Origin of the sequence: Paenibacillus yonginensis (genome assembly GCF_001685395.1) — a bacterium.
Classification (GTDB): domain Bacteria; phylum Bacillota; class Bacilli; order Paenibacillales; family Paenibacillaceae; genus Fontibacillus; species Fontibacillus yonginensis.
In genome coordinates this window covers 4,396,734-4,419,154 of record NZ_CP014167.1, presented here as the reverse complement: position 1 = coordinate 4,419,154, position 22,421 = coordinate 4,396,734, and the positions used below count along the sequence as shown (strand labels likewise).

Annotated in this window: 18 protein-coding genes and 1 pseudogene; 6 read left to right on the top strand and 13 right to left on the bottom strand. The window is 50.4% G+C overall.

The genetic code is table 11. The features are described from left to right. Positions 1-23: 23 nt before the first annotated feature. From AWM70_RS20090 to AWM70_RS20080, 3 genes are all read right to left on the bottom strand, one after another. Positions 24-665 carry a YveK family protein gene (locus AWM70_RS20090; protein WP_068699415.1) on the bottom strand — a complete coding sequence of 214 codons (642 nt, stop codon included), beginning with the start codon at positions 663-665 and terminating at the stop codon, positions 24-26. After that, positions 662-1,627: a polysaccharide deacetylase family protein gene (locus tag AWM70_RS20085; RefSeq protein ID WP_083180448.1), complete on the bottom strand. Its 966-nt coding sequence runs from the start codon at positions 1,625-1,627 to the stop codon at positions 662-664. Before AWM70_RS20085 ends, AWM70_RS20090 begins: the two co-directional genes overlap by 4 nt. Before the next feature lie 191 nt (positions 1,628-1,818). After that, on the bottom strand, positions 1,819-3,213 hold the full coding sequence (locus AWM70_RS20080; protein WP_068699409.1) for a glycosyl hydrolase family 28-related protein: 1,395 nt from the start codon (positions 3,211-3,213) through the stop codon (positions 1,819-1,821). Positions 3,214-3,480: 267 nt separating this feature from the next. Between AWM70_RS20080 and AWM70_RS20075 the strand changes: the two genes are divergently transcribed. Beyond that, positions 3,481-4,440 carry a GNAT family N-acetyltransferase gene (locus AWM70_RS20075; RefSeq protein ID WP_068699407.1) on the top strand — a complete coding sequence of 320 codons (960 nt, stop codon included), beginning with the start codon at positions 3,481-3,483 and terminating at the stop codon, positions 4,438-4,440. Between the two features lie 93 nt (positions 4,441-4,533). Here AWM70_RS20075 and AWM70_RS20070 read toward each other — a convergent pair whose 3' ends face one another. Then, positions 4,534-6,489 (bottom strand): fructose-1,6-bisphosphatase, encoded by a 1,956-nt coding sequence (locus tag AWM70_RS20070; RefSeq protein WP_099093115.1) that lies wholly within the window; start codon positions 6,487-6,489, stop codon positions 4,534-4,536. Positions 6,490-7,047: 558 nt separating this feature from the next. Here AWM70_RS20070 and AWM70_RS20065 point away from each other — a divergent pair. Together AWM70_RS20065 and AWM70_RS20060 are read left to right on the top strand one after the other, a co-directional pair. Next, positions 7,048-7,599 carry a GNAT family N-acetyltransferase gene (locus AWM70_RS20065; RefSeq protein WP_068699403.1) on the top strand — a complete coding sequence of 184 codons (552 nt, stop codon included), beginning with the start codon at positions 7,048-7,050 and terminating at the stop codon, positions 7,597-7,599. A gap of 40 nt (positions 7,600-7,639) precedes the next feature. Continuing rightward, entirely contained in the window at positions 7,640-8,398 is a 759-nt protein-coding gene (locus AWM70_RS20060; RefSeq protein WP_083180446.1) for a hypothetical protein, read from the top strand. 260 nt (positions 8,399-8,658) lie between these two features. On the opposite strand, the gene AWM70_RS24365 is transcribed toward AWM70_RS20060, so the two are convergent. After that, complete coding sequence (locus tag AWM70_RS24365; protein ID WP_169823477.1) at positions 8,659-8,826, bottom strand: hypothetical protein; 168 nt, start codon at positions 8,824-8,826, stop codon at positions 8,659-8,661. Positions 8,827-9,100: 274 nt separating this feature from the next. Between AWM70_RS24365 and AWM70_RS23320 the strand changes: the two genes are divergently transcribed. From AWM70_RS23320 to AWM70_RS20050, 3 genes and pseudogenes are all read left to right on the top strand, one after another. Beyond that, positions 9,101-9,709, top strand: a complete 609-nt coding sequence (locus AWM70_RS23320) for a hypothetical protein (RefSeq protein ID WP_151208780.1) — start codon at positions 9,101-9,103, stop codon at positions 9,707-9,709. A gap of 91 nt (positions 9,710-9,800) precedes the next feature. Beyond that, positions 9,801-10,424, top strand: a complete 624-nt coding sequence (locus AWM70_RS20055; RefSeq protein WP_068699401.1) for a hypothetical protein — start codon at positions 9,801-9,803, stop codon at positions 10,422-10,424. 477 nt (positions 10,425-10,901) lie between these two features. Beyond that, positions 10,902-11,590 (top strand): annotated as a pseudogene (locus AWM70_RS20050) (ATP-binding cassette domain-containing protein). A 166-nt stretch (positions 11,591-11,756) separates the two neighbouring features. Here the strand turns inward: AWM70_RS20050 and AWM70_RS20045 are convergent. The 8 genes from AWM70_RS20045 to AWM70_RS20010 form a co-directional block, all read right to left on the bottom strand. Continuing rightward, positions 11,757-13,379, bottom strand: coding sequence for an MFS transporter (locus AWM70_RS20045; protein WP_068699399.1), 1,623 nt, complete (start codon positions 13,377-13,379; stop codon positions 11,757-11,759). Further along, positions 13,343-13,975 carry a cysteine hydrolase family protein gene (locus AWM70_RS20040; RefSeq protein ID WP_068699397.1) on the bottom strand — a complete coding sequence of 211 codons (633 nt, stop codon included), beginning with the start codon at positions 13,973-13,975 and terminating at the stop codon, positions 13,343-13,345. The genes AWM70_RS20045 and AWM70_RS20040 overlap by 37 nt, the downstream gene beginning before the upstream one ends. 42 nt (positions 13,976-14,017) lie before the next feature. Then, the gene (locus AWM70_RS20035) at positions 14,018-15,058 is read right to left on the bottom strand and encodes an ABC transporter substrate-binding protein (RefSeq protein ID WP_068699396.1); all 1,041 of its coding nucleotides are present in this window, start codon (positions 15,056-15,058) and stop codon (positions 14,018-14,020) included. 44 nt (positions 15,059-15,102) lie between these two features. After that, positions 15,103-15,987, bottom strand: coding sequence for an ABC transporter permease (locus AWM70_RS20030; RefSeq protein WP_068699394.1), 885 nt, complete (start codon positions 15,985-15,987; stop codon positions 15,103-15,105). A gap of 55 nt (positions 15,988-16,042) precedes the next feature. Next, the gene (locus tag AWM70_RS20025) at positions 16,043-16,825 is read right to left on the bottom strand and encodes an ABC transporter ATP-binding protein (RefSeq protein WP_068699393.1); all 783 of its coding nucleotides are present in this window, start codon (positions 16,823-16,825) and stop codon (positions 16,043-16,045) included. A gap of 183 nt (positions 16,826-17,008) precedes the next feature. Next, positions 17,009-17,386, bottom strand: a complete 378-nt coding sequence (locus tag AWM70_RS20020) for a Na-translocating system protein MpsC family protein (protein WP_237167761.1) — start codon at positions 17,384-17,386, stop codon at positions 17,009-17,011. A 319-nt stretch (positions 17,387-17,705) separates the two neighbouring features. After that, entirely contained in the window at positions 17,706-19,355 is a 1,650-nt protein-coding gene (locus tag AWM70_RS20015; protein WP_068699389.1) for a thiamine pyrophosphate-binding protein, read from the bottom strand. 38 nt (positions 19,356-19,393) lie between these two features. Next, complete coding sequence (locus tag AWM70_RS20010; protein ID WP_068700888.1) at positions 19,394-22,150, bottom strand: bifunctional diguanylate cyclase/phosphodiesterase; 2,757 nt, start codon at positions 22,148-22,150, stop codon at positions 19,394-19,396. Positions 22,151-22,421: the final 271 nt, after the last annotated feature.

Genomic DNA, 22,421 nt, shown 5'->3' with positions numbered 1-22,421 from the left:
ACATGCATGGATCAGACGATCCATCAGGCGGACAACTCCGGCAGCTCTACGCCGATCTTGCGGAGCCTCGCCTTCTTGCGGGACAGCTGGCGTTTCTCCAGCCATACCGTCACGCTCAGACCGGCAAAAAGTCCGATTAACACTGACAACGCAAGGTTAAATGTCTTTTTCGGGCTGACCGGGATAGAGGCTTGCTGCAGATCTGCCTTGTCCAGTAACGTGACATTGGCGTTCTGGACGATCTGTTTGGAATCGGCGATAAACGAATCGGCAAACGCATTGGCCACTTCCACGGCCTGCTTGGGATCGTCGGCTTTGGCATACAGCATGATCACCAGCGTCCCGGGATCGGTGCGGACATTAATCGTTTTGAGCAGTTCATAGGCGGTTTGTTTAAGGCCCAGCCTGCTGATCACCTCGTCTGCGATGTAACGGCTTTGGATCGCCTTCTCATACGTTTTGGTCAGCATCTGGCTGGCCAGGAATTCATTGTAGGTTCCGGAATTCGTTGTAGATCCTATGTTGGCAACCAGACTGGCCTCAGCCTGATAGCTTGGCTTAATCAGCAGGTTTAGCAGATACGTGCAGCCAACGCAGAGCACAATTGTAACCACAAAAGCCACGTAATGCCTGCTGACGGCTTTTCCCAGAAAAACACCGTTCACTTGCTTTCCTCCTCTTGTCCCATAATCCAATCGCACAGTTCTTCCATGCCTGCACTTCTCATCCCATAGGTTTGCTCCAGGTGTTTATAATGGGCAACTATCCGCTCTAGCAGCTTAAAGCTCCGGCCTTCACGGTCCGCCAAATTATAGGGGTGCCACCAGAGATGATAGATCCTGCGGTGTTTGGCCGCGTAGGTCATGGCCTTCCGAATCCTTTGCAGCCGTAGCGGCTCAAGCAGGCGCAAGCTTCGGTCATAGGAGCGCAAGAATTGACTAGCCGGTAGATTAAGCGGAAGCCTATCCCCCTCCCTGCCGCAATCCTTTGGATTCAGAAATTCATTTCCAGGGACGTAAGTGTGGTAGCCGGATAGATTGAGATAGGCATCAAGCAGGCGCAGCAGCCGTTTGGGCAGCCGGTCATGGGGGCTGTAGCCCTCCCGGTACAGCGGATGATCCGGGTTGCCCCTGAAGGAGCGGATCCCCGCCTTGCGCAGCTCCCCAAGATAGTCCTCCCTTAGCTGGTTCCGCGGGAAAACCAGACTCTCCAGCGCAACCCCATCCCGCTCGGCCACCCGGACGGCAGCCTGCAGATCGGCCGCAAAATCAGCGGCGGCTTGTCCGGCTTCCTTGCAGTAATAATGGGAGAACGTATGCGTCCCGATACGCTGATAAGGCGTCTCCGCAATCATCCGGATCAGGGAGGAAGCATAGTGGGAGGGGTCCTGCGCCTCATCCTCTCCTACCATTTGGCTTAATAAAGCCGGATAGGGAGACCGTGCAGGATCGGTATAATCAGGCAGCCTTGACGGCAAATACGGAGTCAGCTCTTCCCTATGACGGAGGAACAGCAGGCCGACGGTTGCCCAGGTGGCATGAATGCCCTGCTCCCGGAACAATTTCAGCACCCGGGGGATGGCCTCTCTTTCCCGCAGCAGCTCTCGCTTATACTTGTCCGGCGGCATGATGTCTCTCAGTCCCCAATACAGTTCAAAGTCGATCGATATGACGAAAAAAACCCTGATTCAGCAGCATATCATCCATCCATTCTTCCGTATCGGAAGGTCTCAGGACCGCTTCCAAAACTTGTATTCCTCAGATTCTATTAAAAAAAAACGGCAGCTATTCTAGGTCAATAGACCTATATAGTGCCGTTTTACTGAATGGCCACATTCCGATTGCTCGCTGCCTGGCGGATCGTAAAGGTACCTGCCGTAATTTTATTGTTAATCACCCGGATATTCTGCTGCACATATCCCGGCAAATAGGTGGACAAGTCAATGCCGCCTCCCTGCTTCACCACAATCGTATTGCCGCTGATGACTCCGTTTGAGGCGTTCTGCCAGGTCCAGATCCCTCTTTCTCCGCCTGTTATCGCATTGCCGCTTATGCTAAAATCCGAAAGGCTTCCCAGCCGAATCGCCGTTGTGCCTTTGATTTGGCTCTGCGCCCCCATAGAGATGCTGTTGTTGGTAATGGTGATATGGCTGACGGGCTCCCCTGCCGTAACCTCTATTGCTGCATAAAAGCTGCCGATACCGTCAATGGCGTTGCCATCCACGATATTATTGCTGCCGTACACGCTGATTGCCGAATACATATCCGGCGCCGTCCGGCCTTTATCAGAACCGCCTTGAAAGACGTTATTTCCAAGATAGGAGTTCGTTATATGATTGCCCTGTACCTTAATGCCCTGGGCGTATATTTTAATGCCGCGTTTGGCGATATGATCCAACTGATTGCCGGCAATCACACTAGACGAGTCCTGCCCGCGGCCGCTGTCCATGCCGGGATCTTCAAAGTAGATGCCATCGCCGTCGTCAGCCGGACCGATGTCGTGAATATGGGACCCCTGGATCGTAATAGATTTAGCCACTGTCTCCTGAGAACCCCAGGTTGTAGTCACGTAAATGCCCCTTGCCACAGGATCGCCGCTGCGGGCGTTGATCGCCCTAATATTCTTGACTTCAACTCCACTGACGGTTACCTGCCTGGTATTGCCGTATATAAGGATTCCGCACACCACCTCGCCGTACCCTTCACCACCAGGGTCCCTGTTCTGAGAGGCATTGGCAACCGTCAGACCGGACAAAGTAACACGCTGGCTTCCCCCTCCCACAACCATCACCCGGTTGACTTGTCTGTTCCCGTCGAGTGTCATTCCGCTGACCGTAATATCCGAACCCGCTGCCCGCAGCAGCTCCCAGCCGAAAGTCCGGGAACTGGCTTTTAACACTGTACCCGCCCCATCGCCGGTAACCAGGGTTCCTCCCGGAATGATCAAATCTTTAGTGCTGTCTACCAAGTAAGTGCCTTTCGGAAAATATAACGTTCGGCCGCCTCCTGCAGCCAGCCTGAGAACCTTCTGAAGCGCCGCCGTATCGTCGGTCAGTCCGTCGCCTTTGACGCCGTAGTCCTTCACATTCATGCGCATGGACGTGGAGCTTACCTTCAGCACGGGCTCTGAATCGGATTTCGATGCCGGCCAACCTAAAATTACTGAAAGAATAAAAAGCACCAGGGTAAAACCCTTAAATAGATTCCTCTTCATGGGCCATTCCTCCATTCGGCTAAGTCTCGCTGAATGCGCCCGGCTGACGGGGCAGGCGGTCATAGTAAGCAAGCAAAAAGCAATATCCTAGTTTGCCGCGCCCGCACCGGTTCTATTCTCCCTACTGTCAAGAAACTGCCAAAGAAAAGGTTCCTTCTACCCTATGAAACGGCATAAAAAAGCGGCACGGCACATATCTTGTAGGCAGACAAGCATGACTTTAGGCCAAGGAAAGCAAATATTCGAGAACAAGGAGCCATTATTGAAATGAGCGGAATAAACGAAGGAGCTTGCAGCTCAGCAGGAACGGACCTGTCCGGCTGGGCTGAATTTAACCGGTTCAAATGGGGCTGCCGGTACGTCATTCGGAGATTCCAGAACGAAGATTCGGATTATTATGGCGAGGGATTATTTTTTGAGGGGAAAAGAGGAAAGTGGTTTCTACCGCCGCTGAATGCTTACCATCCGATTACCTTTTATCCTGGCGCGGCGTCGAAGTCTCATAAGCTAAGCAGCCGCTGGCACGAAACGGCAAAGCTGCTGATTCCCGAGCTGGAAGCCCATATGGGTTCAGCCGGTATTGTGTTTCCGCCCGGAATAACGGATATGCGTCCTTTTATTTGGAGCGGCTTTCACGTTTGGATGAAGTACACTTATTATTTGAAGCTGCCCTTTAAGCTGGAAGAAGCCAGCTCCGAAATTCGGGGGAAGATTAGGAAAGCAGCCGCTATGGGGTACCGTACGGAGAAATCCGTAAACATGGCCGATATCCTGGACTGCCTGCAGGGAACGGAGGAGCGCAAGGGCTTCAGCCATCAGCTTACCGTCGAGGATCTGGAGCTTGCCCGGAGCTTGCTTGGCGACAAGGTTCTCCGTTGTTATGTTTGTTATGCGCCGAACGGGAAGGCGGTTAGCGCAAGTGTTGTTCTGGCCTGGGAATCCGGACTGGCTCAGGGCTGGGTGGCTGGAAGCAAAAGCGAGCATATCACGAGCGGAGTGGTCCAGCTGTCCCAAAGCTACGCCTTTGAGGATTTGTCGCGGGACGGCTTTGCTTATTTCGACTTTGCCGGCGCAAATATCCCTTCAGTCTCCAAGTCCAAAGCGCCTTGGGGCGCAGAGCTGGTTCCCTATTATGTGGTGCAGAAGAAAAACCTCAAACATCTTCTGAGGACAGGGTATGAATGGGGACGGGGCCTGCAAGGATACAGGAATAAATACGGCGGTTAGCGGACCTGGTCCGCGAATCCCATTAGAAAAAGCCGCCCAAGGCGGCTTTTCGGCTTTATTAACTCATCTTTCCATTCCATTTCATCCATTAAATCAATGCATATAGCGATACTCCAATAGATCCTTCAAATTTGAGATTTTACGCAGCAATTTCTCACCAACATTGGTCTCCCTGACCTTTTTCCTCTCCAGTTCCTTATCCACCAATCTTTTGACGGACAAGACATCCGTGCCGTTGCAAAGCACATCCTCTTTGGAATTGAATTTCTGATGGGCTACAAGCTGCATGCCAAAGGAATTATATAACAAGGTGTATCCGGCGATCCCGGTTGTGGATTGATAAGCTTTGGAGAAACCGCCGTCAATGACGATCATCTTGCCGTTTGCTTTAATCGGATCTTCTCCGCGAATCTCCTTAACAGGCGTATGGCCGTTAATGATATGGCCATGATCAGGATCAAGGTCGAATTCGAGCAGAATGTTCCGGCAGATTTCTTCATGCTCACGCAACCGGTAATAAGGGTTCTTTCTCTCTTTATGGGCTTCTTTGTCTTTAATGAAATACCGTTCAAAGGTGGTCATTTCCCTCTTTCCAAAAAGCGAAGAGCATTCACCCGTCCAGATATACCACACCATGTCCGTTGACAGATCATCGGTTTCCTCCGGATGCGCGAAGGCATACCGCAAATGAGACTCAAAGACGTCCAACAGCTGGCGTCCCGAATAGGTTTTGTCTTCGATCTGCATTTCTTCCATATTTCCTTCCTCATCCAAAGGAATGCAGCCGTGTATGAGCAGGTTCCCATTATATTTTAAATACAGGCTGCCTTTCTTCATCAGGAACTTCATATGTCTAGCCAGCTTCTCGGAATGCTGAACGGAAAAGAGCAGTTTCTCCATCACCTGTTGTTCTTCCTCCAGCAGTTGTTCCGGCTGCTGCGGATTTACGGTGGCGAAGCAGGTATTTTCCAGAGGATACGTCTTTCCGCCAAGCGTAATTTCGTTACGGTCATAATCAACTTTCTCAAGCAGAAGCCTGTCAGACATATTAAAGTACGGCCGTCTCTTGATAATCGGAATCTCCAGTTTGAACTGGATCATGGCAATGGCTTGATGGATTTTGGTGATCTGCAGGATTTCCTGTTCGGAAAGCGTGTGATCGGCCTGCAGCTTGGGTCTAAAAGCCGGATTGTCCTCGTAATACTTCTCTGCCAAATTCAGCAGCGGACGCAGGTTGATTCCGTATACGTCTTCTATAATATCCAGGTTGTCGTATCTGGCGCAGATGCGGATAATATTCGCAAGGCAAACCAGGGAACCGGCATAAGCCCCGATCCACAGCACATCATGATTGCCCCACTGAATATCGACGGAATGATGCTGGATCAGCGTATCCATAATTTGATCCGGCTCGGGCCCGCGGTCATAAATATCCCCCACGACATGCAGGTGGTCAACCACCAGACGCTGGGTCGTATAAGCAAGCCCTACAATAAGTTTGTCTGCCTGGCCCAAAGAAATGATCTGCCGGTAGATCTCCTCATAATAGGATTCCTTATTAATCGTTTCGTTCTTGTACAGAAGCTCTTCGATAATGTAAACAAACTGCTCCGGTAAAGCCTTGCGCAGCTTGGACCTCGTGTATTTGGAGGAAGCGTAAGAAACCAGCTTGATCAAATGTTCGATCGTTTGTCTATACCACTGGTTCAAGGACTGCTTATTGCTGAGATCCCCCTTGACCAGCTGCAATTTCTCTTCCGGATAATATACCAGCGCAGCAAAATCGCTGATTTCCTTCTCCGTCCATGTCTCACGGAACAAATCCCTTATTTTCTCCTTTACAGTGCCCGATCCATTTCTAAGCACATGCTGAAAGGCCTGGAACTCTCCGTGCAAATCACTGACGAAATGTTCGGTTCCCTTGGGGAGATTGGATATCGCTTCAAGGTTGATGATTTCAGTTACGACTTTCTCTTCAGAATCATATTTTTGGGCCAGTAAGTCCAGAAATTGCGCATCCAAAATGATGTCCCCCTTTAAACAGTTCATAATGTCACACTTCTTTATTTACCCCGAGCTTTAGGAGGATGTAAATGAATCCGATAAGATGGGTAACAACTTCCTTAATGCTAACAAATAAATATATACAAACTTTTTTATAGTTGCATGTTCTATCATAGCATAAATCCTGAGATTTAGCATATCTTGCAAAGGCTGCCCGAGTAGAGGGTTCAACTTCTGATAAATTCCGAATGATACGATTCTCCAACATGGAAGGCCCTGAATCCTGAATCTCCTCAGAAGGTGATGGTGGTTAAGAATTTCAATTCACATATAAATTTCGCCGTTCTCGGTAAAAATATCCACTTTTGCTGCTGAGGACGACAACAATATCAACTCGCTGCTGTGCAGCATGACCCGCCGCGGTTATGTGGCCCACCGGCTTTCTCCGGCTAGCGCAGAGGGAGCACACTGCGGATAATTTGCGAGTGGGGCCTAAAACCTTTAATTAACATCTCCGGCTCTGAAGTTTATAATGAGATTATCTGTTTCCTGTGCTTCGTGGTAAGCGGATGCCGCGCATCTCAAACAAAGGAAGTGACCCCTATGCCGAGAATCCTTGGCGACTCGATTATTTTACGGGAATATCAGAGCAGCGATCTGCCTTACATCAGAAACTGGGTTAACGATCCGGAGATCGTAGACAACCTGTCCGATATTTTTTTGTATCCTCATACCGAGCAGGCAACGGAGCAGTTTCTAAACGCTATGCTGGACAACAACAACGTTCATCAGCGGGGATTTGTCATCGCCCATAAAGACACGGAGGAATACATCGGGCAGATCGACCTGTTCAAGCTGGACTGGAAAAACCGGTCCGCCGGGCTGGCCATCGTCCTTGGCAATCGGGAGCACTTGGGCAAAGGATATGGAAGCCAGGCGATCAAACTTTTGCAGGAGTTTGCGTTTAACCGGATGAACCTGCACAGGCTGCAGCTCGAAGTGTTTGATTTTAACCAACGCGCCTACCATTGTTATTTGAAATGCGGATTTAAGGAAGAAGGCCGGCTGAGAGAAAAACATTTTATCCAGGGCCGGTATGCGGACATGATTGTTATGGGTATTTTGAAGAGCGAATATGTGGAGCGGAAGAAGTAGGGAAATTATACATACTCAAACACAGGAGGAGAACGTGTACATGACGGATACATCAAACGGGCTCATCTATCCGGAATCACTAATCGAACGTGCCGCTGAAGCACTGCGCCTGGAGCAAGAGGCCTCTCTCTCCAAGGAGCAAATCGTCGAATCCATCAGCAAGCTGAGCAAAGCGGAGCTGATGGATAAAGTGCTGCTGACCTATAAAGGGGCCATCAGCAGCGCCGACTTATTCTGTATCGTGGATGACGTCTTCGGCATTGAGCTTAATCGGGTTCCTGTCCTGAACGCTGACCCTGAGCTAGCGACAACGCTGGAACGGACGTCAACCCAAACTCACGCTCCACTGGATTCATCCGCTGCCATGGACAAACAGCTCGCCACACTGCCGGAGGAACTCCGCACGAACGGCCCTGAGCTTCGCAAGCTCATCAATGCCGTGTTCGGCGTCAATCTTGACGCCATCGCCGGTTTGGAGCAGTGCCGGATTGCCCTGCATTCCAAAGGCCAGTGGATCGTCCGCACCTCCCGTGACCTCGTGCTCGTATGGACCGGCCCCGGCGACGTAGACGTGCGGGTCTCCCCCACCGGCTACTTCAGGGAGCATACCGGACTGGCCCGCCTGCCGGAAGAGCTGCGCAGCAAGCTGATCGGACTGGGTTATACAGCCGAGGAGCAGGACGGCATGGAAAGCCTCTACTATGCTCATCCGGGCGGGCAGCCTGTTCCAGATGCCTTCAAGGGCCAAACGATGGGCGCAATCATCCAGACGCTGCGGGAAAAGTATATGGATTTGTGAGGTTTAGATTTTAAATAAGGGACGAAGAACAAAACCACATGGGCTAGCTCATGTGGTTTTGTTCTGCATACATAAATTTATTATTTGATTTCAAATCCAAACCACTTTTAAGCATTTTCAACCAACGCGGCTTATATTCCATACTTGTGGGCACTCCTTGGTACATCGAATGATATTCAATTCTGTTTAAAAAAGATTTTATTATACTGATTCGGAATAACAGTTACTTCAAGATTTCTATTTTCTTTTCCTAAATGACTTCAACACAACAAGCCGGTTAGTGTTTCCTTGGCCAGTTCATCCCCTTCCTCTTGTTCACTTGTACTAGGATGGTAGGCAAGGCTACGAATATCCGGCTCCAGCTCTTTGAGTGTTTCTTTAGGCCGTTGTCCAATCAACAGCAACAAAAGTGAATATTTCCATTGCACATCCGAAGATTTAAAAATCCTTTGGATTACTTATTTATATGGTGAATTATACTAATAATTGGTTTTATACCAAAAATATATCAAGGAGGATTATATAGGTGAAGAAGATTAAGTTTGTTTTTTATTAGCCATCTCTTTTGTCTTATGTAGCTTATCAGGAATTGCTGGTGCAGATGCAAATGCAGTTCAGGATGACGAGGATTTTGGCCAAGTATTACGGCAAGTTGATCAAATAACAGATCAAGGCGCCACTCATCAGGATATTATACAGTTCTTGAATTCCAAAGGCATTGAAGTGTTGTCAAGTAATTCCGTGATTTTAGATGATGAAGGAAATGAACTTAGCCGTGATGGGGGACTGTCTATTAACTCACTTGAACCACATCTAAGAGTTCTTACCAATTATATTACAAAAGATAGTGGAAGATACTATGCTTGGGTACAAGTCGTAAAACAAGATACGCTTCCTGTTAATGCCACTTATGAAAGCTACCCAGCCTCATATGATGTAGTCTCCATCAATTGGGACCCTAAAAAAATTGATTACGTTGCGAATGGAACATCCGGTGCAAATATGTGGTTGGCTGATGCTGATCAAAGAAATGCAGGAACAATACTATTTAATATCTATGACAACTTTGACGCCGAAAATACAACTTCAGTAAGCGCTTATGCAAAATTATCTGCAAAAACGACAGGGCAAACAACTACAGCAGCAAAATATACCCATACTTATGATTTGACTTCCAAGACAACGACATATACAGGAACAGCATCCTGGACTTGGGGTAGTTCAGCCAGTGTAGGTATCAACTATACAGTAACATCCAAAGAAACAAACTGGTCGAAGGCGGCTACTGCTTCAGTTACACTTTCAAATTAATACAAAATTGATAAAATAAAGTAAATGGAGTGAGTTTCCATTTACTTTATTTTTATTTAAATATGTTTTATATAGAGGGGTGGCTGAACAATTGAAAAAAAATTTTTTAATCAAGTGTATTGTTATTACAGCTTTAGCTGTGCTTTTTTCAAATTTAATACAATTCTATTTGACTAACCACAACCTGGACAAAACTTCTGCAACCCAAGAGTTAGTTAATGAAGAAAAATCTAGTATATTTACTAATTACTCGAGTCGTATACAAAGTGCTTATAGATTTCTATTAGCAATAGAAAGCCAGAAGTATAATAGACCCAATGAAGCGTATTTATTTTCCCAAGGATATTTAATGGGAAGTAGTTCTGATTATTATTCGTACCTAGAAATGTTAATCAAAAAAATGGATAGTAGTGAATATCATTATGAACTTAATAATATTATCGAAACGAACAAGAATTTACAAAGTATGATATATCAGTTGAATAAATATTTATTTACACAAAAAGACGCCCGAGATTTCCCTGAAAGGTGGGAGCAAGTGAAGGTCTTACTAAAAACAATAAGTTCTAAACTATGGACACAATCTACCAATGATTTGAGTTTGTATAATATTACGAGTTATCCGAAGGAATTTATTGCGAGATCAGCGTATACATCCGCTATGGCCTCTTTGAATCAAGATATTACAGAGGTTATAGGTTTAGTAGGAAACTAGAGAATCGAGCAGTTGGCTATGAACAGTGCTCCATCACCGGGCCGGTCAGTAACATATTGGCCTTTAATAGTCGAAAGGACAAATCACTGGCGCTGCTTTTCTTATAGGCATTATGTAATATTTTTGTAGTGACTTCTAAGATACATGGAGAAAACTGCCTAAGGCCAACTTCCAAAGATCCAGGTCGGTCTTTGGCGCCTTGCCTACTATCCAATGATTCCCCCTTGGATGGCTTGGCTTAAAATGGAGAATCCTCATGATTTTGTCCTCAACCGTCTATGTTTTTCCATCGTGGGTGTTTCCATTCGTTATCTGGTTGGAATAATAGTCTATCTATATTTAATCGTGTGGCTTTCAAAGCTTCGATTCAAAATCTTTACCTGGATCAAAGAAACCAAAGCCTATTGGACTTATTTCCTTCTGTGTTTGGTTGGCCTGTTGTCGTCGGCAACTGGGCAAACAAACTCATTGGATAGCATTTGGGACTATTTCTATGGCCAATTTTTCGGATTATCGAAGGAAGGATTCTCATTAACCCTCAGCAACTCATTTAGAGGAACTCTGCTTTTTGAGCAGGCCGCCGCCTCGTTCGACAGTGGCCGCATATATGGAATCATAGGTCCTAATGGGTCCGGGAAATCGGTATTATTCAAAATGATCTGCGGGTTCATGAGACCAGATGGAGGAACCATCGAAATGGATCCCAAATATCGGACAAAACGAACCACCTTCCCTAAAAACTTGGGCATTATTATTGATCGCCCAGGTTATATCCCGAGCAAATCCGGATTTGAGAACCTGAAAAAATTAGCCGATATTCAACGTTTGATCACCGACCAGGACATTAAAGAAGTGATGCGGCGGGTCGGTTTAGATCCTGAGCTGAAGCAGAAAGTAAAAAACTCCTCCTTGGGGATGAAGCAAAAACTAGCCATTGCCAAGCTATTATGGAACAAGCTATTATGGAAAATCAGGAAGTGTTATTGCTTGATGAACCCTTTAACGGCTTGGATCAAGACAGTGTAACCAACATTCGGCAGATGCTGCTTGACTTCAAAAAGGCCGGGAAAACTATTTTGCTGACAAGTCATAATAAGGAGGATATTGACCTGCTAAGTGACCATGTTTACCAGATTAATCAGCGGAAATTAGAGCAGCTTTATTAGTTCCCAAACGGGAGCAAACACAAACGTTATCTGCTGCACAACAAAAGGCAGTGCCAAGGAATAATCCTTACACTGCCTTTCAATTGCTCAATTGCCTTTCAATTTCAACTGCCTTTCCACCGCCCTCGATCTACCTTCCTCATGGTCTCCAACTCATCAATTCCTCTCAACGCCCCGCCGCCTGCGACTCCTCAGTCTGTCTCCTCCTTGATTGCCGAGAGGCCAGCAGGAACAGGGACAGAAACACCACTACCAGCAGCGCACACATGGAAAATACCGTATGGTACGCCGTCAGCGCGGCTCCCCCGCCGCTTCCTGCATCGGCCCCGCTGGCCAGCAGGGAACCCGCCGCAGCCGTGCCGAACATCATGCCCAGGTTCCGGGACAAGGCCAGCATGCTGCTGACCAGTCCGGCCTGCTGCTTGGGCGCCCGGCTCATCACCAGGCTGTTGTTCGGCGAAGAGATCATCCCCATGGCCGCGCCCAGCAGCACAATCATGACCACGATCACGTAAGGCGGAAAAGACGGCGTCATCACGCCCAGCACGGCCAGCGCCGCGGCCATCACGATAAGTCCGCTGGTCATCAGCGGAATCGGCCCCTGCTTGTCCGAGCGGCTCCCGCTGATCGGCGCGGATAGAATCAGCGCCAGCGGATAGCCCATCATCATCAGCCCTGTGCTTGCCGGGCTGATGCCAAGCTCCGTCCGCAGGAACACCGGCATCAGCAGCTGCACCGCGAAAGCGGACATATAGCTGACGATCGTAATCAGGATGCCGGTGCTCGAGCGGAAGTCGCGGAACAGGTCCAGATCCAGAAACGGGGCGGACGCCCGTGAAGGATGGGAACGGGAGCTCGAAAGGCCCCCAAGGACAGGGGAGGCAGCCGCATCGGTATGAGAATCCGACAAGCTTCTATCTTTGTCATCGGCTTGACCTTCCCAGGAGCCGTTAACGCCAGCCCCCCTCCACCTCCGCTCCCCCCAGCGCCCCGGCCGGCACCAGACCATAAACCCCGCAGCCGCTGCCATAAACAGCAGCAGGAGCAGCAGCACAGCCGGGGATGTCCAGCCCCAGCTTCCGCCCATGCCTAGCGCCGTTACAAGACCAGTCAACGCCGCAGCGAACAGCGCAGCACCCATGAAATCCAGGCTCTGCTGGCCGGACCGGCGTTCTTTGGGGATATACTTCATGGCTAGAAGCCAGGCCCCCAAAGCCACCGCGGCCAGCAGCCAGAAATTCGTGCGCCAGGAGAACCACTCGATCAGGAAGCCGCCCAGGCTTGGCCCGGTCATCGAGCCGGCAGCCACAAAGGTGCTGATCAGCCCCAAAGCCTTGCCGCGCTGGCGCTCCGGATAGACAGAGACGATCAGCGCCATGTTCGTCGCCTGATACATTGATGCCCCGAAGCCCTGCAGAATCCGGAAGACAACGAGCAGGCTGAAGGAAGGCGCCAAAGCGCAAAGCAGCGCACCCAGCATAAAGAGAAAATAACCTGTATTATGAATCTTCTGTTTGCCAAACGTATCGCCCAGCTTGCCCATCACGGGCAAACAGATCGTAATCATCAGCAGGTAAACGGTCACCACCCACTGCGAGGAGGCCAGCTGGACCCCGAAATCACCGGAGATGTCCACCAGCGCGATGTTGAACATGCCGGCCGACAGATTCGACAGGAAGGCCCCCAGGCAGATGGTATACGGCGTTAACCAGCGTCTTCCCTGTTCACCTTCAGCCAGTTCCCGGCCGGAGATCAGCGCAGCGCGGCTGTTTCCCGGCTGTAATCCCATAATTGAATAACCTCGCTCGTGTCGGTGACGGTACCGAAGTAACCGCTGATATTGGTCATCGTCATGTCATGCGCCTCCCGGGAATACGAAGCACAGGCATCCTTCAGCATCACAATATGGTAATCCAGCATATAGCCGTCCCGGGCCGTCGATTCCACGCATACATTGGTGCTCACGCCCGTCATGATCAGCGTCTCAATGCCAAGCGTGCGCAGCACCGTGTCGAGCCTGGTGTTGATAAAAGCGCTGTACCGGTGTTTATTGACAATAATTTCTCCTGCTGCAGGCTCCACTTCGAAAAACTCCGCTCCCCAGCTGCCCTTGCGGCAGACCTGGGCCGAGTTGCCGGCCGACCGTTCCCTCCAGGCCTCCGAATCCGTGGCATCCTCATGGAAGGTCTGGATGAAGATCAGCGGCACCTCATGCGCTCTCGCGCTGTCCAGCAGCCGGTGCAAATTCGGCATCATCTCCGCTACGCCGCTGACATCGGCGCCCCTCTGACCTAATGAACCTTCCGGATGGCAGTAATCATTTTGCACATCAACAATGACAACAGCGGCTTTCTTGTCCGTTACAAGCTCCTGCAATGTCTTCATAGTCACACCTCGTTATTGGATTTATATAAAATGCCAACCTTCTCATTTGGCCTGATTCACAAACTGCATATCCACCAGGTCCGCGTAGCTGTAATCTCCCGAATAAATCCCGGTTTGGATCATCACGTCCATATCCTGCTTGACCGCCGCTTCGGAGATCTGACCGTCCAGACTCCACAGGTTATCCGCATAAGCCCGGTCCATGGAGGCTTTAATCGCGTCATCCGACAGCGTAGGGAATTCGGCTTTCAGGTCTTTGGTCGCCAGCTCCTTATCGGACTGCACGGTCTTTAATGCTTCCAGAATCGCGTTCGTGAATTTCTGCACCGTCTCCGGGTCCTTCTCAATCGTGGATTTCTTGACGCTAAGCACGGAATATGAGAAGTCGCCAAGGTCATGGAACTTGTAAAAAGGTTCATCCCATACGCCTTTGGCTACGCCATCGCTGATTTGGGGTTCGGCGCCGTTGGCAATATCAGCCGCCCCCTGCTGAACCATGGTGACCACGGTTGAAGCATCTGCCGGCTCAAGCAGCGTAACATCCTTCTCCGGATCCAGCCCCAGGCTGATCAGATAGTAGCGGGTCAGCAGGTTTGGCGTACCGCCGTGGCGGCCTGCCGCGATTTTCTTCCCCTTCAGGAACTCCTTCATCTGTTCCGGTGAATCGCCTGCCGGAGCCAGTCCTTTCTTGGCGACCAGATAAACGTTAGCGCGGTTGACCGTGTTCACGACCGATACGATCGGGTCGGAGCTGTTCTTATTGCCCAGCGCATTGGATTCCACGCCGCCAATAACGCCCCAGGCATCGCCGCTGACCACCGCCGTGATATGGGCGCCGCCCGCAGCCTGAATCACTTCCACATCCAGCCCCTGCTTGGCAAAATAACCCTCCCGCTGCGCCAAATAAAGCGGCAGATAACCGGTAGAATGAAGCGGTTCGGCGATGACGATCTTCTTCAGCTTGCCGCTTCCGGCAGCGGCGGCATCGGCCGTCCCGGCCTCTTTATTGCCGCAGGCGGACAGCAGTCCCATACTTAATGCAAGAAGCAGCAGCAGCGGTATCGCTCTTTTTTTGATCTTCATACCCGATTCCCCTATCCCTTTTGAATTTTTTATTTACTCACCATTTACTTCACAAAACCTTTGGCCAGCCATTTCTCAAGAAGAACAACGCCCCAGTACATGACTATGGACAGCGCCGACAGCACCACAACGCCTACCCAAACCAGGTTGATGTCCAGGATCGTGCCTGCATACATGATCATCCGGCCGACGCCTTTGCTGGAGGCGATGAACTCGCCGACGATCGCACCGGCGAGCGCCAGAGCGATATTGATCCGCAAACTGCTGATCATCCACGGCATCGACCACGGAACGACCACCTTGGCGAATACCTGACGGCGTTTGGCGCCCAGGGAGTACATGAGCCTCTCCATATCAGGGTCAACGCTTTTAACACCGCTGTAGGCCGAGAGAGCCGAGACCACCACCGTCATCGAGAACGCCAGCGCTGCCTTGGAGAAAAAGCCGATCCCAAGCAGAATCACCAGCACCGGCGCCAAGGCCAGCTTTGGCAGTGCGTTAAGAATAATCAAATACGGTTCGCTGATGCCGGCATAGGATTTCGACCACCAGAAGGACAAGCCTAGCACAGAGCCAAACAAAGTTCCGGCAATAAAGCCGATCACCGTCGAAGCAGAGGTATAGCCGATATCCGCCAGCAGGGTGCCTTGCGTAAGACCGGTCCACATCGTTTGGACAATGGCGCTCGGCGAACTCCAGTAATATTTGTCAATCCAGCCGAAACGGGTGAACAGCTCCCAAACCACAAAGATCATTACAGCAACCAGCAGGCGGCCGATGGCGATCCGGCGTGACCTTTTGCGGGCCAAGGCCTCCTCGTCCAGGATCAGCGGAACCGAGTCCGTTTCCAGGCTTCTCACCGGCTCGGCGGATGGCGGCACGGCTTTAACGGTATGAATGACAAAAGCATCTTGGCGTGCAGTTTCCATCTTTCATTCCTCCTCATATTTGTTATTTAGGATTAAAGGCTAGTGTCTAGTGCGGCTATGAAATATGCTCCACATCCTCGTGGCCGGCTGACAGCAGATCCATCAGGTGATGCTTCAGCTCCATGAACGCCGGAGAGGTCATATCTTCGGTATGGCGCGGCCGCGGCATCGTAACCGTGATTTTGGACTTGATCCGGCCTGGTCTGGGAGAGAAGACGTAAATATCGTCCGCCAGATAAATCGCCTCATCAATGTCATGGGTAACGAACAGGACGGTTTTGCCGAAATCGGCCCAAATCTGCAGCAGCCAGTTCTGCATGGTCAATCGGGTCTGTGCATCCAGCGCTCCAAACGGTTCATCCAGCAAAATGATGTCCCTGTCGTACAGCAGTGTCCGCAGCAGCGCGGCCCGCTGGCGCATCCCTCCGGACAGCTCCTTCGGGTAATGCTTGTCAAACCCTTTAAGCCCGTATTTCTCCATCAGCGGCAGCGCTCTGCTCGCGGCCTCCTTATAAGGAACGCCCCGGACCTCCATGCCCAAAATGATGTTGTCCATAATCGTCCGCCACGGAAGCAGCATGTCCTTCTGGAGCATGTAGCCGACATGGCCGGCTTTGCCGACGATGTTCTCGCCATCGGCCAGCACTTGACCCGTAGACGGAGGCATCAGACCGGCGATGATATTGAACAAGGTAGACTTGCCGCATCCGCTGGGACCGATAATACTGACGAAACGCCCCGCTTCGATCTGCAGGTTGGTCTCCTGCATAGCCGCGATATTTTCACCGTTTCTGCGAAACCATTTACTGACGCCCTTAATTTCGATTTTGTGGGTCATCCCTGTCTCCTCCTCGTGAAAAATAGACTTGAAACTTTTCTGAAATCCTAAAAATGAGTATAAAAAATCGCCAGTCCAGTCCACTGCACGCAAAACGCCAAGGCGCATCTGCAGCAGGTTCCAAACTGACGATCAACCAGCTCTCCTGAAATCACGCTTCAAGTCCGGGCTTGAAGGTGCTTTCTATCGGAGTTCCGGGAGTTCATTCAGATAATCCTCCACGTCACGCTCAAGAATAATGATCGTACCGGATAATTCGGTCTCTGTATCATAGTCTTTGAGCACGGTGACGGTATTTAATTGAAACTGTTTCCTCAATTCTTCCTTGATTTCCTGTTTGATCAGCTGAAAGAGCAGCAGGTCCAGCTGGCGGGTCGTTTGCGGATAACTTTCGTCCAACAGCTTCAGAACTGGAACTCTGGCGTTCTTGGACAGAATAATGATCTTATTGCCGACAAAATCGACCTTCTGCTGCTTCACACCGGCGTTAAACATTTTCTTGTTTATCGCGTTGTAAATCCTCAGAATCTCCTGCTTGAAATCGCCAGCGCATACCATCATTCCCGCACCCTTTCATGTCAGTAAATCTATCACAACTTCGGGTGTATCTATGAAAGACGCTTAATATGAATCCTATTATTAGGCAAACCTGACGTGCAGTCAAGCCTTTTTCGTAAATAAATGCTGATTTTTCATTAACCATAGGTAAAATAACATAACTTTATATGTCATGTATAGCGTAATAATTAGCAGACATCACGCCGTAATCAGTGAAGCCCCTTACGATCCCACTCCCCTCCAAGTTCGCAAGACACCCGCCGTCAAAAGAAAAAAGCACCAGGAAACTTTCCTGGCGCTTTCATGCATTCTTGGTGTGCGCTTATTTGCCAAACGAAGAAAGGAACTTCACGCGGTCGCCCATCGGCGGAATACTGTTATCCTTCAAGGCGATTTCCAACACGGCCGGACCTTTCAGATCCGCGAAACCTTGCAGAAATTCATGGTTCAAATCCTCCAGGCTGCTCACCCGGAAGCTCGGCAGTCCCATGGCTGCTGCCATCGCTGCAATATTCGTCTCCTGCTGATCGAATGAAGCATGCGTGCGTTTGTACTGCAGGTTATGACCATGATAAACCATGCCGAGCCGGGCATTATTCATAACGACGAACAGGATCGGCAGGTTGTATTCTTTGGCGGTCAGCACTTCCATACCGTGCATGAAGAAACAGCCGTCGCCCGTCAAGCTGACTACCGGCCGCTCCGGATCGGCCAGCTTGGCGCCGATAGCCGAGCTGATGCCGCTGCCCATCGCGCCGAAATGCACGTTGATATCAAAGCTGTGCCGGTCAACCACACGCATATAATGAATCACGTAAGACATGAACTCGCCAATGTCCACCGTATACCGGGTATTGGCCGGCAGGCTGGATTGCAGGGCCGTGAACACATTTTTGGTATTGTATTCCTCCGTAAGCACATGAGGCTCCGGCTTCTCCACTGTCCGCAGCTCGCCGCGCCCTTTCTTCTCCAGCCCCAGAGCGCGAAGCTCGTCAATCAGGAACAGCAGGCTGAGGCTGATATCGCCTAGCACGGGAATATCCACCTGATATTTGCGGCCGAACACCGATGAATCAAAGTCCATTTGCACAGTGAAACGTCCTTTGTTCAGATTCGCGTTGTAATTGTTTGTAGCCGTCTCTCCCAGGCTGGAGCCAATCACCAGCAGCGCCTGGTCAGGCACTTCCGTATTGATCAGGCTGGAAGCCGATTCATGACCGGCAAAACCAAACACACCGGCATTCAGCGGATGGTCCTCTGTCAGATATCCTTTGGCTACCGGAGTTGTCACAATCGGCCAGTTCAGCAGCTCAGCCAGCTCAATCAGCTGATCCACCGAGCCGCGAATGCCTTGTCCGGCCATAATGATGCCGTCTTTGCGCTTCGCAAGCTCCTCTGCTACTCGTTTGATCGTGTCGGCATCCGGCACGAGCGGGGTTCTGACGGCAGGCGCCGGCAGCTCCGCATGTTCCACCTGTCCGGCCTGCACGTCAATCGGCAGGGCCACATGCACCGGCCCCGGCACGCCGGATACGGCGATTTCGACCGCTTTGGCCACTTCAGCCAGCACATCTTTGGACTCGCTGACACGAACGCTGTATTTGGTGACCGGCGCAAAGATCGGTGCCGCATCCAGCTCCTGCGAAGCGTTCAAGCCTACCGTATTCATCGGCACGGCTCCGGTGATGAAGAGCACCGGCAGGTGCTCGCGCATCGCGTTGGCCGCTCCGGTCACCAGGTTCGTCCCGCCCGGACCGCTGCAGCCGATGCAGACGCTCAGCTTGCTCGCATATTTGGCATAAGCAGCCGCCATGTAAGAAGCCGCGCCTTCGTGTTTGGTGATAATCGGCGTAATCTCCGGCATTTCATAAAGCTCATCAAAGATCACGTTAACGGATCCGGCCGGAATGCCAAAAATATATTCTACTCCGCTGTTTTTCAAATATTCCAGTACATAACGAGCTGCTTTCATAATCGTTCCTAGCCTCCAAAAGATAGTAGTGTTCTGAATTAGATCCCATTCTCGATTCGGGAAAGCTTCAAATAATCACGGGCAATTTCCTCCGCCTTCATCGGGCTGCCAAAATAATACCCCTGCATCAGGAAGCAGTCACGGGCAGACAAAAACTCAGCCTGCTCCAAAGTTTCCACCCCTTCTGCAATGACATTCAGGTTTAGATTTTGAGCCAGCGTAATAATGGTGTTCGTAATGGCCGTTACATCGCTTTTGCCCAGATCCTGCACAAACGATTTATCAATCTTCAGCGTGCTGATCGGGAAGTTCTTTAAGTAACCCAGCGAAGAATAACCGGTCCCGAAATCATCAATGGCAATCTTCACGCCTAGATCCAGCAGCTGCTCCATCGTCTTCAGCGTAATTTCGGTGTTCTTGATAATCTGATTTTCGGTCAGCTCCAGGTGGAGGTAATGCGGGCATAAATTAATTTTCTTCAAAATACTCTTCACTGCCGAGAACAGATTGTTCTGCTCGAATTGACGGACAGACAGATTAACCGATACGCTGATCGGCGGACCGCCCAAGTCATGCCACTCCTTCAGCTGCTTGCAGGCGTTCTTCAGCACCCACTCTCCGATCGGAATGATCAGGCCTGTTTCCTCGGCAATCGGAATGAAATCATCAGGCGAAATCAATCCTTCCGTCGGGTGATTCCAGCGGACCAGCGCCTCCACGCCAACAAGCGTCCGGTCCCGGTAATCAATCTGCGGCTGATAGTAAATTTCAATTTCGTTATTGTCCAGCGCCTTGTAGAGCGCATTCTCATATTTAACGATTTCGAACGCCCGCGTATCCATGCCGGTACTGAAAAAGTGATAGCTGTTGCCGGACATTTCTTTCGCTTTGTACATAGCCGTATCGGCATTCTTGATCAGCTCTTCGCTGCTCTCGCCGTTCTCCGGATACATGCTGATGCCGATACTCGCCGTGATAAAAATTTCGTTCTCCCCTAAATAAAAAGGTTTCGAGAAGGAATTGATCACCTGGTTGACGATGCGGAGCACCTCCCGCTTGCCAGCGGTATCCGGCAGAAACACCGTAAATTCGTCGCCGCCCTGGCGGGAGACGGTGGCGTTCTTAGGCACGCAGGAACTGAGCCGCAGAGCGACTTCACGGAGCAGATGATCGCCGGACGTATGGCCAAGCGTATCGTTAATGAGCTTGAAGCGATCCAGATCCAGATACAGCAGCGCGAGCTTCCCCCCGTCAACCTGTGCGTAGGTAATGCCTTGATTCAGCCGGTCCTTCAGCAGCACACGGTTTGGCAGGTCGGTAACGCTGTCAAAATAAGCGTGATAACGGATCTCCTCCTCCATCTGTCTCCGCTGCGTAATATCCTTGAAGGTCACCACATCGCCGACAATCCGGTCGCTTTCATGAATGGAGGAAATGACATACTCCACCGGGAGCTCGGTCCCGTCCTTGCGGAAGAACGACTCTTCAAGGTGAAAGTTGTTCCAGCTGCGGTTGGCCGAAGCCGAGAATTTGAGCAGATCGAGATTCTTCCCGCCAAAAATCAAATGATAAGACTGGCCGATCAGCTCGCCTTTCTCAAAGCCGAGCATATTCTCGGCTGCCGGATTACAGAAAGTGATGTTGCCCTCCAGATCAAGGCCGAAGATCCCTTCACCCGCTGAATTCAGTATCAGCTCGCGTTCCCGGCTGATCTGGCGGAGTTCGGTGACCACTCGTTCCAGTTCCTTGTTCTTGGCGCGAACCTCCATCGTGCGGTCCTCGATGATCACCTCTTGCTTCTCCCGGTAGAGCAGGTTGGAGATGGTAGATGCCGTGGCATCTACAATAGACTGAGTCAACTGAATGTCGGCATCCGAATAAACCCGCTCCTTCTTCTCGAAGTCCACGACGGCAATTACGCCGAGGACCTCGCCCATGGAGATCAGCGGGAACAGGTACATCGCCATAATCCCGAACTTCCTGCACATTTCATGGTTGGGACGTTCGTCCTGCATGACATCATAGACAAGCAAGGCTTTCTTGGTGCGCATCACTTCCTGAAACAGCGCGTCATTGCTCATGTCGAACTGGACCGCCTGATGGGTAGCCATCCAGTCTTCCTGTGTCCAGTGGCTGTCCTTGCTTAGCTGGACCGGCCGGATAGACCGCTCGGCAAGCGGGTCAACCAAATGAACGGCCGGGTTGAAATTTTTCAGCACCTTGCCTACATAAGAGAAACAGTTGTCCAGAACCTCCTGCATATTCGAAGACAGGGACAAGTCGCGGGTCAGATCAAGCAGCATCTGCTTCTCGGCAAGCAGATTCTCTTTATGCGTCAGGTTCTTGGCATTGCGAATCGCAACTGCTGCCATATTGACGTAGGCCTCCACGGACTGAATCTCCGATTCGGTCAAATTCATCTGGCTGCCGTAATCAAACAGGAAGACAAGGCCGTACAGCTCCTGCTCGTAACAGATTGGCAGCGCCAGCAGCGATTTGATCTGAAATCCCTGCACCGCCCGCGGATCGGGCCGGCTATCCTTGGAGGTATCGGGAATGTAAATCACTTTCTGGGTTTCGATGACCTCCTTGGCGAGCAGATCATAGCTTGTATCAATCACATGCATATCCAGCGACATGCCGTTGATCAGATCTGGCTTGCCCACGTACCCTCTGAAGCTTCCATCCTCCTCCGGCAAGTAGATCCCGACCGAATCGCATTGCACAATCTCCTCCGATATGGCCGTCGTAACATACTGCAGCATCTCCCGGAGCTCCAGCTTGGTGTTGATCATCTTGGTTATATTTGCAAGTCGAGAATACCTGGTCTGGTCCTTCACGATACACTTCCTCTCCTTGTCCGTTATGCGATAGCAAAGCTGTTAAAATGGTTAAATATAACCGTGTATATACGGGTAAATGTTATTTTTAATTAGCATTCCTAACAAGGATTCGACGCCAATTTGGATTTTCCTATTTTAAATTAGAGATTAGAGCCATGTTTTTTTGTAATTCGTCAGGATTTCGTCATTGATGTTTACATCTCTTGTGCGTGGTAAATAGTAA